The organism is Bacillus sp. 2175 (assembly GCF_057812155.1).
In genome coordinates, this window is sequence record NZ_CM173819.1 from 2,656,284 (window position 1) to 2,670,381 (window position 14,098).

Sequence of the window (14,098 nt, forward strand, 5' to 3'; positions counted from 1 at the left end):
GGGCTAGGAAAGGAGGAGTATATTGTGAGGCACTGCGACGTTTTAATTATAGGTGGTGGAATAATAGGGTGTTCTATCGCTTATTACACTTCAAAATACGGAAGAGACGTAACAATCATTGAAAAAGGGGAATTTGTCAGCGGGACGTCTTCACGGTGTGATGGGAATATTTTGGCCATTGATAAAGACCCGGGATTTGATAGTCAAATGTCTTTAGTAAGTCAAAAATTAGTAACTGATTTAAGTGAAGAATTAGAGCATTCATTTGAATATAGGGCACCAGGAAGTATTCTCGTATGTGAGTCAGACGAAGAGATGGAAGCTGCGCAGCAATGGGTAAATCGGCAACAAGAAGCTGGATTACCGTTTCGAATGCTTGATAGGCAAGATATAAGGGAAGAGTCGCCTTTTTTTGCTGATGATTTATTAGGCGGTTTAGAATGTGCGACGGATTCAACTGTGAATCCATATCTCCTTGCTTTCTCGCTTCTGTCAGAGGCACAAAAGTTTGGCGCAAAAGCTTTTAAGCAGACGGAAGTAAAGAGTATGGAAATAGAGACGGATGGTTCATTTGTTGTAGAAACTACGAATGGAACTTTTACAGCAAAACAAGTTGTAAATGCAGCCGGTGTGTGGGCTCCTAAGATTGGTCAGATGTTAAATATAAATATACCAATTGAACCGAGAAAAGGGCATATTATTGTAGCTTCAAGGCAACAACACGTAGGATGCCGTAAAGTAATGGAATTCGGTTATTTAATTTCTAAATTTGGCGGAAAACGAAAAGTGGATGCTTTAACTGAAAAATACGGGGTTGCGCTCGTATTTGAGCCTACTGAAAGTCAAAATTTCTTAATTGGTAGTAGTCGTGAATTTGTAGGATTTCATACGAGGATAAATAATGAAGTCATTAAATGTATCGCAAATAGAGCAATTCGCTTTTATCCGAAAATGGCAGATATGATGGTAATTCGTTCTTACGCTGGTTTACGTCCGTGGACAGAAGATCATTTACCGATTATTTCACGAGTGGAACATATTCCGAATTATTTCATTGCCGCTGGACATGAAGGTGATGGGATTAGTCTTGCAGCAGTTACTGGAAAAGTAATTGAAGAGTTATTAAATGAAAAAGAGACAATTATTCCTATTGAACCACTTCGTTTGAGTCGTTTTACAGAAAGGGTGTTAAACGGATGAGGTCACAAAGAGTCTTTACGACGATTGATACACACACAGGTGGGAATCCAACGAGGACATTAATTAGTGGACTTCCAAAGTTGATTGGAGAGACGATGGCAGAGAAGATGTTACATATGAAAAAGGAGTATGATTGGATTCGAAAATTGTTAATGAATGAACCGCGTGGTCATGATGTAATGTCAGGAGCATTATTAACAGACCCATGTCATCCTGAGGCTGATATAGGTGTTATATACATAGAGACAGGTGGATATTTACCGATGTGTGGTCACGATACAATCGGTGTATGTACAGCGTTAGTTGAATCAGGTTTAATTCCGGTAGTTGAACCGATTACTTCTTTAAAACTAGATACACCGGCTGGCTTAGTTGAAGTAGATATTGCTGTTCAAGATGGAAAAGCAAAAGAAGTATCTTTCTGTAACATACCAGCTTTTTTATTGAAAAATATTACTGTACAAGTGAAAGACATTGGGACTATAGAGGCTGATATTGCGTATGGAGGGAATTTTTATGCCATTATTGATGCGAAATCAGTAGATCTAGAATTAGTACCAGAAAATGCATCTACAATCATCGATAAGGCGATTCATATAAGAAACACAATTAATGAGAAGTTTGAAATCACTCATCCAGAGTATTCGTTTATAAGAGGATTAACACATGTTGAATTTTATACAGATCCTACTCATGAATGTGCGCATGTGAAAAATACAGTTGTTGTACCACCAGGCGGAATAGATCGATCTCCATGCGGTACAGGAACATCTGCGAAGCTAGCTGTATTATACGCTCAGAAAGAAATCGAAATTGGTGAAGAGTTCATTCATGAGAGTATCGTTGGTTCTTTATTTAAAGGATATGTCATGAATACGACACATGTTGAAAATATTGAAGCTGTCATAACGAAAATTACGGGATCAGCTTGGCTTATGGGTATGCATAGATTTTTTTACAATGAAATGGATCCACTTAAAGAAGGATTTTTGCTAATTCCGCCGATGGAACATGAAACGGAGGATATAAAATGAACATTCAAAAAATGTATACAGCAGTAGACGTACATGTAAATGGCGAGGCATTTCGTGTAATGAAAGACGTACCATGCAAATACTACTACAGTTTGGAGCAATTAAATGAACAATTTTCAGGTGAATTAGCAGAAGAGATGAAGCTTTTATTAAATGAACCACGTGGTTTTATCGGTTTGAATGGGTGTATTGTCGTTCCATCTATCTATAACGAAGTGGATGCAGCTGTATTATTTTTTAATCATGAAGGTTCGGTTCCGCTTCATTATGGAGGCATTGTTGCAGTAATAACGATGTTACTCGAAAGTGGGTATTTAAAAAAGAGAGAGTCCAATCAATACAAAATTGAAACGTTATCTGGAATATTTTTAGTTCATGCGTATGTAGAGAATGATGAAGTTATATCGGTTTCGTTTGAAAGCAAACTATGCTATATGATTGAGGGAAATTTACAGGTTGGTAATGTAAGTTATTCTCTCATACAAGCAGATAAAGTATATGCAGTTGTAGAGAAAGGTGCGTATTCGCCAGAAATTCGCATGGAAAACATTTCTGAATTGAAAAGATGGGGAGAAGCTACACTACAGACTATACAAAAACAGTCGCTAATAAAAAGGCTTATTTTAGTAGATCCTTCGCAAAAAGAAAAGAACCATATAAAATCGATTACATTTCATGAAGATAACTTTATCGTACATTCGCCAGGTTTTGTTTCTACTATTGTTTCCTATGTTCATGCGTTATTTAAAAATGATTATATGGCGGATAAACCTTTTAAAAATGAAAGTATATTTAATAGTTTTATAACTGTGGAGAAAGTGAAGAAGGAGGAACTAGGATACATTTTCCGTTTTGAAAGTAGAGGGTTTATTACAGGGATGCAGACGTTTCTATTAGACCCTACGGATCCGTTTCCGGCAGGTTTCTTATTAAAATAAAATGTGATAAGGAGAGATAAATATGCAAAAAATTAAAGGGGCATTTCCAGTATTAATAACACCGATGGATGAATTTCAGGAAATTAATTGGGATGGGGTAAAGCAAAATGTAAATTACTTTATCGAACAAAACGTTGCAGGTATCATCATTAATGGAAGTACAGGAGAATTTGTAAGTTTATCAAAAGAAGAACGATTTAAAATGGTAGCAACCGTGTTGAAAGAAATTGATGGCCGTATTCCAGTTATTGTTGGAACTGCAGCAGAGACGACGAAAGAAACAATTGAATATACGAAACATGCAGAAGCGCACGGAGCGGATTGTGCATTAATTATAAACTCTTACTATTGTAAACCGAAGGAAGAGGAGATTTATTTTCATTTTAAAGAAATCTCAAACTCTGTAAATATACCAATTATGTTATACAATAATCCATTTACTTCTGGTGTTGATATGAGTACAGAGCTAATGCTCCGTATTGGAAAAGAGTGTGAAAATGTTACACATATTAAAGAATCTAGCGGAGATATTCGAAAAGCGAGAGATTTAGTAAGACAAAGTGAAGGGGCTTTCCAAGTCTTCTGTGGTTCTGAAGATTTAGTTATGGAATCATATTTAGTTGGTGCCTCGGGATGGGTTTCAGTAGCAGGAAATATCGTTCCCGGTCTCGTTACAAAAATGTATGAGCATTTTCAAAATGGTGAATTAGAAAAGGCGTGGGAAATAAACGATGCTATTTTACCACTTTGTGAGTTTCTTGAAGGATCAGGGAAATATGTTCAAATCGTTAAACGTTCTATGGAATTACATGGGCAAGCGGGAGGACCTTCTCGCTATCCAAGACTAGGGTTAACTGTAGAAGAAGATCAAAAGCTTCAAACGATTTTATCAAATATTGCAGCTCATGCAGCTGTTTAAATAAGGAGGAGAACATAATGTTAAAGACAAATATTGAGCTGAAACCAAAAGTGGAAGCGTTTTTAAATGAAGAAATTAAAATGTTTATTAATGGCGAATTTGTTTCTGCTATTGGCGGAAAGACGTTTGAAACGTACAATCCAGCAACAGAAGAGGTTCTAGCAGTCGTATGTGAAGCGCAAGAAGAGGATATTGATGCTGCAGTAAAAGCGGCAAGATCTGCATTTGAATCTGGCCCGTGGGCAGAAATGGCTACTGCTGAAAGAGCGCATCTTATTTATAAATTAGCAGATTTAATTGAAGAACATAGAGAAGAATTAGCGCAACTAGAAGCTTTAGATAATGGAAAGCCATATCAAGTAGCACTTGATGATGATATTTCAGCGACTGTAGAAAATTATCGTTATTACGCAGGATGGGCTACAAAAATTATTGGGCAAACAATCCCGATTTCAAAAGATTACTTGAATTATACGAGACATGAACCTGTTGGTGTTGTAGGACAAATTATTCCGTGGAATTTTCCGCTTGTTATGTCTTCTTGGAAAATGGGAGCTGCACTGGCGACAGGTTGTACGATTGTATTAAAGCCAGCAGAGCAAACGCCTTTATCTTTACTATATACAGCGAAACTCTTTAAAGAGGCTGGATTTCCAAACGGCGTTGTAAACTTTGTATCAGGCTTTGGTCCTGAAGCAGGGGCTGCAATTGTAAATCATCATGACATTGATAAAGTTGCTTTTACAGGATCTACTGTTACAGGAAAGTATATTATGCGTCAATCTGCAGAAATGATTAAGCATGTAACGTTAGAGCTTGGCGGAAAATCACCAAATATCATTTTAGAAGATGCGGACTTGGAAGAAGCGATAAATGGTGCATTCCAAGGTATTATGTATAATCACGGTCAAAATTGTAGCGCAGGATCACGTGTATTTGTTCATCGTAAACATTATGAAACTGTAGTAGATGCACTTGTGAAAATGGCGAACAACGTAAAACTTGGAGCAGGTATGGAGAAAGGAACGGAAATGGGTCCACTCGTATCTAAGAAACAACAAGAGCGTGTGTTAAATTACATTGAGCAAGGGAAGAAAGAAGGTGCTACAGTTGCGGCTGGTGGCGAACGTGCGCTTGAAAAAGGTTATTTCGTTAAGCCAACTATATTCACAGATGTTACAGACGATATGACAATCGTTAAGGAAGAAATATTTGGACCAGTTGTTGTCGTACTTCCATTTGATTCGACAGAAGAAGTAATTGAACGAGCGAACAACTCATCCTATGGCCTTGCTGCGGGTGTATGGACGCAAAATATCAAAACGGGTCATCAAGTAGCAAATAAATTAAAAGCAGGAACAGTGTGGATTAATGATTATAACTTAGAAAATGCAGCTACACCATTTGGTGGATATAAACAATCTGGTATTGGCCGCGAATTAGGTTCATATGCGCTTGATAATTATACAGAAGTGAAAAGTGTTTGGGTAAATATAAAGTAATAGGGCGTTTTACTGATAAAAATTGAGGGATGAAATAATGAAAGATGCGGACAACTAGAAAGTTTGATAATAGTTGTCCGTTTTTTTTATATACAAAATTGCTTTTCCAAAGAATGATAAGGGGGATTTGGATGGAGAATTTAGTAGAATGGTTAGTAGGGCAAGTGTGGAGTATCGGTTTAGTTGTTTTTGCATTAGGGGCAGGCGTATATTTCACGATTGCAACACGCTTTTTGCAAATCCGTTATTTTAAAGAGATGATTAAACTATTATTTGAAGGAAAGAGTTCAGAGACGGGAATATCATCTTTTCAGGCATTTTGTTTAGCCTTATCAGGAAGAGTTGGAATTGGTAATATTGCAGGGGTAGCGACAGCAATTGCTTTCGGCGGTCCTGGAGCTGTATTTTGGATGTGGGTAATGGCTTTGTTAGGGGCAGCGAGCGCGTTTGTAGAATCAACATTATCTCAAGTATACAAAAGTAAAGTAGGGAATGAATATCGCGGCGGTACTCCATATTTCATTGAGAAAGGTTTGAAAATGAAATGGTTTGCAGTCATTGTAGCAGTAGTTGTAACACTTTCATATGGCGTGTTATTACCAGGTATTCAATCTAGTAGTATCGCAGTTGGATTTGAAAACTCTAATGGTATTAGCAAATATATAACTGGTATATTTTTAGTCGTGTTACTAGCAGCAATTATTTTTGGTGGTGTAAAGAGAATTGCTGGCGTTTCTCAAATGCTTGTTCCATTTATGGCAATTGGTTATGTAATTGTTACATGTATCATATTAATTGCGAATGTAACGGAGATTCCAAGTATGTTTGCTTTAATTTTCTCTAGCGCATTTGGTGTAAATGAAATGTTTGGTGGAATTGTTGGTGCAGCTATTGCATGGGGCGTAAAACGCGCTGTATTTTCAAACGTTGCTGGTGTCGGAGAAGCGACGTATAGTTCGGCAGCTGCTGAAGTATCGCATCCCGCAAAACAAGGATTAGTTCAAGCGTTTTCCATATATATCGATACAATTGTCGTATGTACAGCGACAGCTCTTATGATTTTAATAACAGGTATGTATAATGTTATACCTGAAGGGAAAACCGCCATTGTACAAAACATAGGAAATGTGGAAGCTGGTCCAATTTATACACAACAAGCAGTTGAAACTGTGATAACAGGGTTTGGTCCAATATTTATTTCAATTGCGATTTTCTTTTTTGCATTTACAACGTTACTCGCTTATTACTATATCGCTGAAACGACACTTACTTATTTAGATCGTCAACTGAAGTATGGCTGGTTAAAACCAGTTTTGAAATTTGGATTTTTAATTATGGTTTACATCGGTAGCGTTGAATCAGCGTCGCTTTTATGGAATCTTGGAGATTTAGGAATCGGTAGTATGGCATGGTTAAACTTAATCGCAATCTTACTTTTAAGTAAAACCGCATTAAAAGTGTTAAAAGATTATGAAACGCAGAAAAAAGAAGGGAAAGATCCAGTATTTAATCCTAAAAATGTGGGGATTGAAGGATTAACATTTTGGGAAGAAAGAAGTAAAGAGGTTGAAAGAAAAAGTTCTAGAGAAAAAGTTATTGTCGATGATAATTTAAAATTATAACTCAAATTAATTGAAAATTCTTAATTTAAAAGAAGGTATATTGCCTCCATTTCATCACATACTACAATAAGTATGGATAATATGACTGGAGGGAATAAGATGGAACATGAGCAACATAGTTCGATAAATGATATTCTACATCATTATAAAGAAGGTATAGGTAGTTTTACAAATCAAATTCCTGAAATCGCTGAGACATATAATGCGTTCACGCAAGCTTGTTTTCAAGAGGGTTCTTTAACAAAAAGAGAAAAACAACTTATTGCATTAGGAATTAGTTTAGCAACGCAAGATGAGTATTGTACAATTTATCATACAAAAGGTTGTCTTGATCAAGGATGTTCGGATAAAGAGATTCTGGAAGCATGTGGTGTTTCAGCAGCATTTGCTGGCGGAGCTGCGATGAGTCAAGCGGTAACTTTAGTGCAAGAGTGTTTAACAGAATTGAAAAATCAAAAGCATTGAATAAAAAAACGTTTTAAACTTTATGTTTAAAACGTTTTTTATGTGAAATTAAATTTAAGTATAAAAATTATCTAGGATGGGTTCAATTTATGGTTATACAATAATGGAGAATTTTAAATTTAGTAGGAATGAGAAATAAAAACTATTTATTTAGTTTTAAGGTTTTGTAAAAAGCTTCAATTGTTTCATATAATCAATAGCTTTTGTTTTGTTTTTCTGTTTAGAAACATAATGTGCCTCATTAAAATCTCTATAGTAACTGTTAACTACTTCTTCAGAAAGAGCACCGTCAGATATAGCTCTTTTAACCGCGCAGTTTGGTTCATTTGTATGTGAACAGTTAGAAAATTTACATCTCATAGAAATCTCTTTTATATCTTCATAGCCAAAATCAAAATTCCTCTCAAGGTTTATCAAGTCAAATCCTATTTTACTAATAAGAAATCCCTCCACTTTTGAAAGAGTCTTTTAGAAACATACATACAAATTTTATCGTTTTCAATTTGTATTCACTTTAATATTCTATATCTTCATAAATAGATTTTTCTACATCAGGAAGAACTGTGTATATACTCTTACCGATTAAAGCTTCTAATTCTTTCTTAATCGCATAAAACCCTTTCCAATGTAAAGATGTATGAGATGTTGTACCATGACGCAAACCAACAGAAATTAATCTTCTTTCCAGCGTAGTAAAGCCATCCGCATCAGCAAGAGCGTCACAAAGAGTAATTACTTTATTGTATAAGTCGTAGTTACAATGTTCATTTAATATTTCAACTAATCGGCTTCTCATATGGTCAGGAACGAGACTCCATTCTGCTGCGATATCTATATGTTCATTTTTGCATGGGAATGAGTGTGTCACACAAATAACAGCGTTTCCTGTATACCCTAAATCATTCATATACATATAACCATCATAGGAATGAATGACCGATTTGGTAAAACCTTTGTATCTTCCGATATCATGCAAAAGGGCAGCGTTATATGCTATGTCAGCATCTAGCTTGTACCCTTTTTTTATAAGTTCTATAATTATGTTTTCAGTTGCATGAGCAACATGTAGTGAATGTTCAAACCAAGGGCCCGGGTTTTGTTCATATGCCCATTCGAGTAATTCTTTTGCGTACATTCTATCTAATATATATTTCATATCGTTATCCTTTCACAAAAAATCATATCTTAACTATAAATTCCTCTTATTATTTCATTATTCCTTCTTTAAAAATTGTTACAATGAAACAAAAGGGGGAAAAGTAATGCGAAATTTAGTAATTGAAGAAATTAAGAAACTAGAAAATGATATAGAAGAACTTTCGAAACTTTTGAAAATGGTTGTAAATGATGGGGCATCAATTGGTTTTTTGCCTCCACTGGAACAAAAAGATGCAACAAAGTATTGGCAAACAGTATTAGCGCCAGAAGTGATATTGTATGTGGCTAAAATAAACAACGAAGTAGCAGGGAGTATTCAATTACAATTAGTTACTAAGCCTAACGGAATTCATAGAGCTGAGATTTGCAAATTAATGACTCATCCAAACTTTAGACGAAACGGTATTGGACGATCGCTTATGCAAAAAGCAGAGGAACGAGCAAAGCAAGAAAACAGGTCTCTTTTAGTATTAGATACTAGAGAAGGAGATCCTTCCAATAAATTGTACAAATCACTAGACTACCAAGAAGTTGGAACAATACCAGGGTATGCAATTTCTTCGAATGGAAAGTTAGATGCTACGGTTCTTTATTATAAAAACATTTAAGTTATAATCAAACGGGGAGAGTGCTTAATTATTAGTAAGTGAATAATAAACGACTATTTTTAACACCGTCTATATTTTTCTGGCGGTGTTAAAATAGTTAATTATAATCTAATTAACGCACTAAATGAATTTGAGAAAGTTTTTAGAGGGTTCTTTTAGTAATGATTCTCGTCTTATAATAAATGTAGAGAAGATGACTAGCCGACTATAGTTATTTTCGCTTTATTATGGGAAGGGGATGAAAGAATGAAAAAGAATAGTTTACAAAAGATGAAGAAAGTTATTTTAAGTGGTGGCGTATTACTTACGGGATTATTAACATTTGGGTTTTCAGAAAAGGCTTCAGCTCATGGATATGTAGAATCACCAGCGAGCCGATCTTATTTATGTAAGCAAGGTGTAAATGTAAATTGTGGACCAATTCAATATGAACCACAAAGTGTAGAAGGGATAGGTGGATTTCCACAACTAGGACCTTCTGATGGACAAATTGCAGGGGCTGGTCATTTTCCCGCTTTAGATGTTCAAACTGTAGATAGGTGGAAGAAAGTTACGTTAAATGGCGGGACGAATACATTCAAGTGGAAACTAACGGCTCCTCATAGTACGAAAGAGTGGAAATATTATATTACGAAAAAAGGTTGGAATCCAAATAAACCTTTGACGCGATCAGATTTAGATTTAGTGCCATTCTATGTAAAAAATGACGGGGGAGCTAGACCAGGGACAACAGTAACGCACGAAGCAAATGTACCAACTGACCGTAGTGGATACCATCTTATTTTAGCTGTTTGGGAAATTGCAGACACTGGAAATGCGTTTTATCAAGTTATAGATGTAAACCTTTTGAATAATGGCTTATCCTCAAATTTTGCTTTTAACAATGTAGTGCAAGCTCCTACACTATTTTAATTGAAACATACATTTCGATCATCTAATTCATTTTAGATGATTTTTTTTATGAAAATGATGAAAAATATAGAAGAAAGTGCAATTATTTATAAAAAAATATGCTTTAAATATTGTCATATTTGCTTCTTTAAGATATCCTTTTCATGAAGAGGTGGAAAACATGGAAAAAGTACTAGTTTTCGGGCATAAAAACCCAGATACAGATGCAATTTGTTCTGCAATTGCTTATGCAGAATTGAAAAAAGAATTAGGAATGAATGCTGAGCCTGTACGTTTAGGCGAAATCAGCGGTGAAACTCAATTTGCGTTAGACTATTTTAAAGTAGAAGGACCGCGTTTTGTTGAGACAGTAGCAAGCGAAGTGGACAACGTTATTTTAGTTGACCATAACGAGCGTCAACAAAGTGCTAACGATATCGAATCAGTTCGTGTGTTAGAAGTTATTGACCATCACCGTATTGCTAACTTTGAAACAAGCGATCCTATATACTATCGTTGTGAGCCAGTTGGCTGTACAGCTACAATCTTAAACAAAATGTACAAAGAAAATGGCGTAACAATTCGTAAAGAAGTTGCAGGTTTAATGTTATCTGCAATCATTTCAGATTCTTTACTATTCAAATCTCCAACTTGCACAGAACAAGATGTAGCAGCTGCTCGTGAATTAGCGGAAATCGCTGGTGTAGATGCAGATAACTACGGCTTAGAAATGTTAAAAGCTGGTGCTGACTTAAGCGGAAAAACAATGGAGCAATTAATCTCTCTTGATGCTAAAGAATTCCAAATGGGTAATGCGAAAGTTGAAATCGCACAAGTAAACGCTGTTGATACAAACGACGTTCTTGTACACCAAGCGGAACTTGAAAAAGTAATTTCTGCAGTAGTAGAAGAAAAAGGTTTAGACCTATTCTTATTCGTTGTAACTGATATCTTAACTAACGATTCTGTCGGTCTTGCGATCGGTAAAGCAGCAAACGTTGTTGAGAAAGCATACAACGTATCACTAGAAAACAATACAGCTACTTTAAAAGGTGTTGTATCTCGTAAAAAACAAATCGTACCAGTATTAACAGAAGCATTCCAAGCTTAATCGTATTGCGTACAGATGAACAGTAAGGACAAGTAGTCAGATTGGCTATTTGTCCTTTTTTATTTATAATAAGCAGAAATTTTTAACTTTTAAACAGTCGCATTGTGTATGCTTAATGATATGGAAGTATTGAAAAGTAAATTACAGGGGCTTTTTGAAAAAATATTGCATCTGTTTCAAAATTAGAGAGCTGGATTTCGGAGGAACTGCGTTTAAACGCTGAAATACAGATGTTGCGTTTAACTTTTTAGAAGAAAGGATATAAAGTTTTGATTAACGAATTAAAATAAGGATAGCGTTAGCTATCCTTATAATCGTTTATTCGTAAGATTTTTTCTTGTTTATATAAAATGTGATTATCGTAGTAATGAAGAAAATAGGTATCGCATACACTTGCCCAACAAATAACTTCCAGCCGACATAATTATAGCCTTCAGATGCTGGGATGATAACGGAAATAACGCAAACGATAAAATAGACTAATAGTGCAGGAATAATATTTTTCATTTTTATGAACCTCCTTTATTGTTTTATTAATACATACTTGCATTATAATTTAGTTTCATTATTTTGAAGAAAAAATGAAAAATTTTTTATGGTATTATAATATTTGCAATGAGAGTAATCTATAGTACGCATATGGTAAAATGTGTAATTTTAACTTTCAGAATTATTATATAGTATCTCGAGAAAAAAATGTACAAAATAACGAATTTTATTTACCAAAGTAAAGGGAGTAGAAATATATATGAAAAGGCTATGTATAATTCCATGCGGAAAAAAGAAAATTTGGGATAAACATTCAGACTACGGACCGATGGAAGCAAAAGATGTATATATTAGTCCGTTCGGAAAAGCATGTCAGGCGTACGCAACTATGTTTTTCGAAAACTGGGTTATATTATCAGCGAAACATGGATTTTTAAGACCAAGTGATATTGTATTAGAAAACTATGATCTTGCATTTGATTCAAAAAGCGATGAGGTAATAAGTATAGAGCAATTACAAAAACAGATGGTAGATAAAAGTTTACTACAGTTTGACGAAATCGTCTTACTAGCAGGGAAGAAGCATAAAAAAGTAGTGACAAAGTTATATCCAGAAGAAATGATTACATATCCGCTAGAGGGGTGTAAAGGAATTGGGTATATGTTGCAGAGGTTGAAAGAAGCTGTGAAGGAAGGGGAGGAAATATAGGTGTAGTTTCAGTGATTTTAAACTCTATTTATTTAGGGAGCTGAAAAGTAAAATAGAGTTTTTAGGCATCGCCGAAAGGGTGATGCTTTTTTGTTCGTGTCGTCATTCATGTAAAAGTAATTTAGAGAATAAATCATTCGATTTATGAAGCGATAGCTTTTTTATATCGAAAACAAATTGCATAACTTTTAGAAAATATAGGACGTATGGGCACAGTTAAGATTGTAAGTGGGAATAGCAATAAGACAAGTTTTGAATAAGATATTAAGAAAGGAGATGTTGATGAATAATGGCTAGATATAGTTTGCACGGAGGACACAATAGTATTGTTCAAGGTGCTAATTTCGGGAATCGGAAAGAACACGTTCTAGATAGGCAAGTTAAAGATGCCGTGGCGGCTAAGTTAAGAGCCCTAGGACACACGGTTTATGACGATACGGACGAGGTAGGGGCAACTCAATCACAAAATTTAAATAATATCATTCGGAATAGCAATTCCCATGCTGTGGATTTAGTTATTTCTTTTCATCTTAATGCAAGTGATGGAAATGGACAGGGTGTTGAGGTTTTATATTATGATCAGAAAGATTTGGCGGCTAAAATCTCAGCTCAACTAGCAAAAGATATTGGATGGCGTGATCGAGGTGCGAAACAACGTACAGATTTAGCAGTATTAAATGGAACGAAGGCACCGGCTATTCTTATTGAATTAGGGTTTATTGATAATGAATCCGACATGGCAAAATGGAATGTTGATAAAATCGCTAATTCTATTGTATTTGCTCTTACAGGACAAACTGGAGGAGGTGCAGCGAATTTGCTCAAAGTAAAAACTGGTGGTGTAGCATTTAGTAATTTACAAGATTTGGCTCAAGCTATGGTTGATGCGGGTATTGATGGACAAATTGTCGTTCAAAAAGATGGCATTGGTTATGCTATAACGAATGGCTATCCGTCCGGGAATATCGATAAATTTACAGCTTGGTTAGATGCACGTAAATGGTACTATGAGTACGTGAGATAAAACGAAAATTGGTTTGATTAAAAACTAAAAATTGTCTTATTTTTAGTTAACAAGTATATTAAGTAACTATAAAAATATGGACAATTTATATGTAAATTAGTACACAAAACCACCTGTCAGAAAGGTGGTTTTATTTATCAAGCTATTTGCGGGAAGTAAAATTCTCACCTCAAAATTCGGATGAAGCTAAGAAATTAGGTGGGAATTACACTGCTCGTAGCCTCCTACTAATTATCGTTTCACTTTATATAGTTTAGAGTTTTGTAAATCTTTACTTATTAAACCCGTAATAATATTTTGTTTTCTCAATACATAAGCCGAATTTTAAATTATTACCCAATAATATAATACCTCTCATACTATTTATTAGTTGATAATAACAAAAAAACAAGCTTTGAATATAATAATGAAAAAGGAGATGTTAAATA

15 protein-coding genes are annotated in these 14,098 nt (G+C 35.0%); 12 read left to right on the plus strand and 3 right to left on the minus strand.

Translation table 11 applies throughout. The features are described from left to right. Positions 1-24: 24 nt before the first annotated feature. The 7 genes from ACXKY9_RS13880 (at position 25) to ACXKY9_RS13910 (ending at position 7,680) form a co-directional block, all read left to right on the plus strand. Positions 25-1,200, plus strand: a complete 1,176-nt coding sequence (locus ACXKY9_RS13880; protein WP_001215267.1) for an NAD(P)/FAD-dependent oxidoreductase — start codon at positions 25-27, stop codon at positions 1,198-1,200. Beyond that, positions 1,197-2,234 (plus strand): proline racemase family protein, encoded by a 1,038-nt coding sequence (locus tag ACXKY9_RS13885; RefSeq protein ID WP_001257540.1) that lies wholly within the window; start codon positions 1,197-1,199, stop codon positions 2,232-2,234. Before ACXKY9_RS13880 ends, ACXKY9_RS13885 begins: the two co-directional genes overlap by 4 nt. Next, positions 2,231-3,172 (plus strand): proline racemase family protein, encoded by a 942-nt coding sequence (locus ACXKY9_RS13890; RefSeq protein WP_001025572.1) that lies wholly within the window; start codon positions 2,231-2,233, stop codon positions 3,170-3,172. The genes ACXKY9_RS13885 and ACXKY9_RS13890 overlap by 4 nt, the downstream gene beginning before the upstream one ends. A 22-nt stretch (positions 3,173-3,194) precedes the next feature. Next, a complete protein-coding gene (gene dapA, locus ACXKY9_RS13895) occupies positions 3,195-4,091 on the plus strand; it encodes a 4-hydroxy-tetrahydrodipicolinate synthase (RefSeq protein ID WP_001169459.1) in 897 nt (298 codons plus the stop codon). Between the two features lie 17 nt (positions 4,092-4,108). After that, the gene (locus tag ACXKY9_RS13900) at positions 4,109-5,593 is read left to right on the plus strand and encodes an aldehyde dehydrogenase family protein (RefSeq protein ID WP_000920982.1); all 1,485 of its coding nucleotides are present in this window, start codon (positions 4,109-4,111) and stop codon (positions 5,591-5,593) included. 131 nt (positions 5,594-5,724) lie between these two features. Further along, the gene (locus tag ACXKY9_RS13905) at positions 5,725-7,215 is read left to right on the plus strand and encodes an alanine/glycine:cation symporter family protein (protein WP_000429523.1); all 1,491 of its coding nucleotides are present in this window, start codon (positions 5,725-5,727) and stop codon (positions 7,213-7,215) included. A 72-nt stretch (positions 7,216-7,287) separates the two neighbouring features. Continuing rightward, positions 7,288-7,680, plus strand: coding sequence for a carboxymuconolactone decarboxylase family protein (locus tag ACXKY9_RS13910; protein ID WP_002005224.1), 393 nt, complete (start codon positions 7,288-7,290; stop codon positions 7,678-7,680). Between the two features lie 156 nt (positions 7,681-7,836). Here ACXKY9_RS13910 and ACXKY9_RS13915 read toward each other — a convergent pair whose 3' ends face one another. Then, positions 7,837-8,133 (minus strand): P-loop NTPase family protein, encoded by a 297-nt coding sequence (locus tag ACXKY9_RS13915; protein ID WP_000398282.1) that lies wholly within the window; start codon positions 8,131-8,133, stop codon positions 7,837-7,839. A 61-nt stretch (positions 8,134-8,194) separates the two neighbouring features. Then, a complete protein-coding gene (locus ACXKY9_RS13920) occupies positions 8,195-8,836 on the minus strand; it encodes an HD domain-containing protein (RefSeq protein ID WP_000874102.1) in 642 nt (213 codons plus the stop codon). A 106-nt stretch (positions 8,837-8,942) separates the two neighbouring features. Here ACXKY9_RS13920 and ACXKY9_RS13925 point away from each other — a divergent pair, with 106 nt between their 5' ends. The 3 genes from ACXKY9_RS13925 (at position 8,943) to ppaC (ending at position 11,448) form a co-directional block, all read left to right on the plus strand. After that, positions 8,943-9,446, plus strand: coding sequence for a GNAT family N-acetyltransferase (locus tag ACXKY9_RS13925; protein ID WP_001245251.1), 504 nt, complete (start codon positions 8,943-8,945; stop codon positions 9,444-9,446). A 246-nt stretch (positions 9,447-9,692) separates the two neighbouring features. Continuing rightward, positions 9,693-10,358 carry a lytic polysaccharide monooxygenase gene (locus ACXKY9_RS13930; protein WP_000742279.1) on the plus strand — a complete coding sequence of 222 codons (666 nt, stop codon included), beginning with the start codon at positions 9,693-9,695 and terminating at the stop codon, positions 10,356-10,358. 160 nt (positions 10,359-10,518) lie between these two features. After that, entirely contained in the window at positions 10,519-11,448 is a 930-nt protein-coding gene (gene ppaC / locus ACXKY9_RS13935; RefSeq protein ID WP_000416865.1) for a manganese-dependent inorganic pyrophosphatase, read from the plus strand. A gap of 318 nt (positions 11,449-11,766) precedes the next feature. Here the strand turns inward: ppaC and ACXKY9_RS13940 are convergent, their stop codons facing one another. Beyond that, positions 11,767-11,955: a DUF4017 family protein gene (locus tag ACXKY9_RS13940; RefSeq protein ID WP_000789486.1), complete on the minus strand. Its 189-nt coding sequence runs from the start codon at positions 11,953-11,955 to the stop codon at positions 11,767-11,769. Positions 11,956-12,196: 241 nt separating this feature from the next. Here ACXKY9_RS13940 and ACXKY9_RS13945 point away from each other — a divergent pair, with 241 nt between their 5' ends. Beyond that, positions 12,197-12,646, plus strand: coding sequence for a DUF6884 domain-containing protein (locus tag ACXKY9_RS13945; protein ID WP_000824872.1), 450 nt, complete (start codon positions 12,197-12,199; stop codon positions 12,644-12,646). Between the two features lie 289 nt (positions 12,647-12,935). Then, a complete protein-coding gene (locus tag ACXKY9_RS13950) occupies positions 12,936-13,670 on the plus strand; it encodes an N-acetylmuramoyl-L-alanine amidase (protein ID WP_000135280.1) in 735 nt (244 codons plus the stop codon). The last annotated feature ends 428 nt before the right edge of the window (positions 13,671-14,098 follow it).

Excerpts from the sequence above, each read along its gene's own strand:
- ACXKY9_RS13925 (WP_001245251.1), top strand. The coding sequence starts at position 8,943 with ATGCGAAATTTAGTAATTGAAGAAATTAAGAAACTAGAAAATGATATA.
- dapA (WP_001169459.1), top strand. The coding sequence starts at position 3,195 with ATGCAAAAAATTAAAGGGGCATTTCCAGTATTAATAACACCGATGGAT.
- ACXKY9_RS13945 (WP_000824872.1), top strand. The coding sequence starts at position 12,197 with ATGAAAAGGCTATGTATAATTCCATGCGGAAAAAAGAAAATTTGGGAT.
- ACXKY9_RS13885 (WP_001257540.1), top strand. The coding sequence starts at position 1,197 with ATGAGGTCACAAAGAGTCTTTACGACGATTGATACACACACAGGTGGG.
- ACXKY9_RS13920 (WP_000874102.1), bottom strand. The coding sequence starts at position 8,836 with ATGAAATATATATTAGATAGAATGTACGCAAAAGAATTACTCGAATGG.
- ACXKY9_RS13890 (WP_001025572.1), top strand. The coding sequence starts at position 2,231 with ATGAACATTCAAAAAATGTATACAGCAGTAGACGTACATGTAAATGGC.
- ACXKY9_RS13900 (WP_000920982.1), top strand. The coding sequence starts at position 4,109 with ATGTTAAAGACAAATATTGAGCTGAAACCAAAAGTGGAAGCGTTTTTA.
- ACXKY9_RS13940 (WP_000789486.1), bottom strand. The coding sequence starts at position 11,955 with ATGAAAAATATTATTCCTGCACTATTAGTCTATTTTATCGTTTGCGTT.
- ppaC (WP_000416865.1), top strand. The coding sequence starts at position 10,519 with ATGGAAAAAGTACTAGTTTTCGGGCATAAAAACCCAGATACAGATGCA.
- ACXKY9_RS13930 (WP_000742279.1), top strand. The coding sequence starts at position 9,693 with ATGAAAAAGAATAGTTTACAAAAGATGAAGAAAGTTATTTTAAGTGGT.
- ACXKY9_RS13905 (WP_000429523.1), top strand. The coding sequence starts at position 5,725 with ATGGAGAATTTAGTAGAATGGTTAGTAGGGCAAGTGTGGAGTATCGGT.
- ACXKY9_RS13950 (WP_000135280.1), top strand. The coding sequence starts at position 12,936 with ATGGCTAGATATAGTTTGCACGGAGGACACAATAGTATTGTTCAAGGT.
- ACXKY9_RS13910 (WP_002005224.1), top strand. The coding sequence starts at position 7,288 with ATGGATAATATGACTGGAGGGAATAAGATGGAACATGAGCAACATAGT.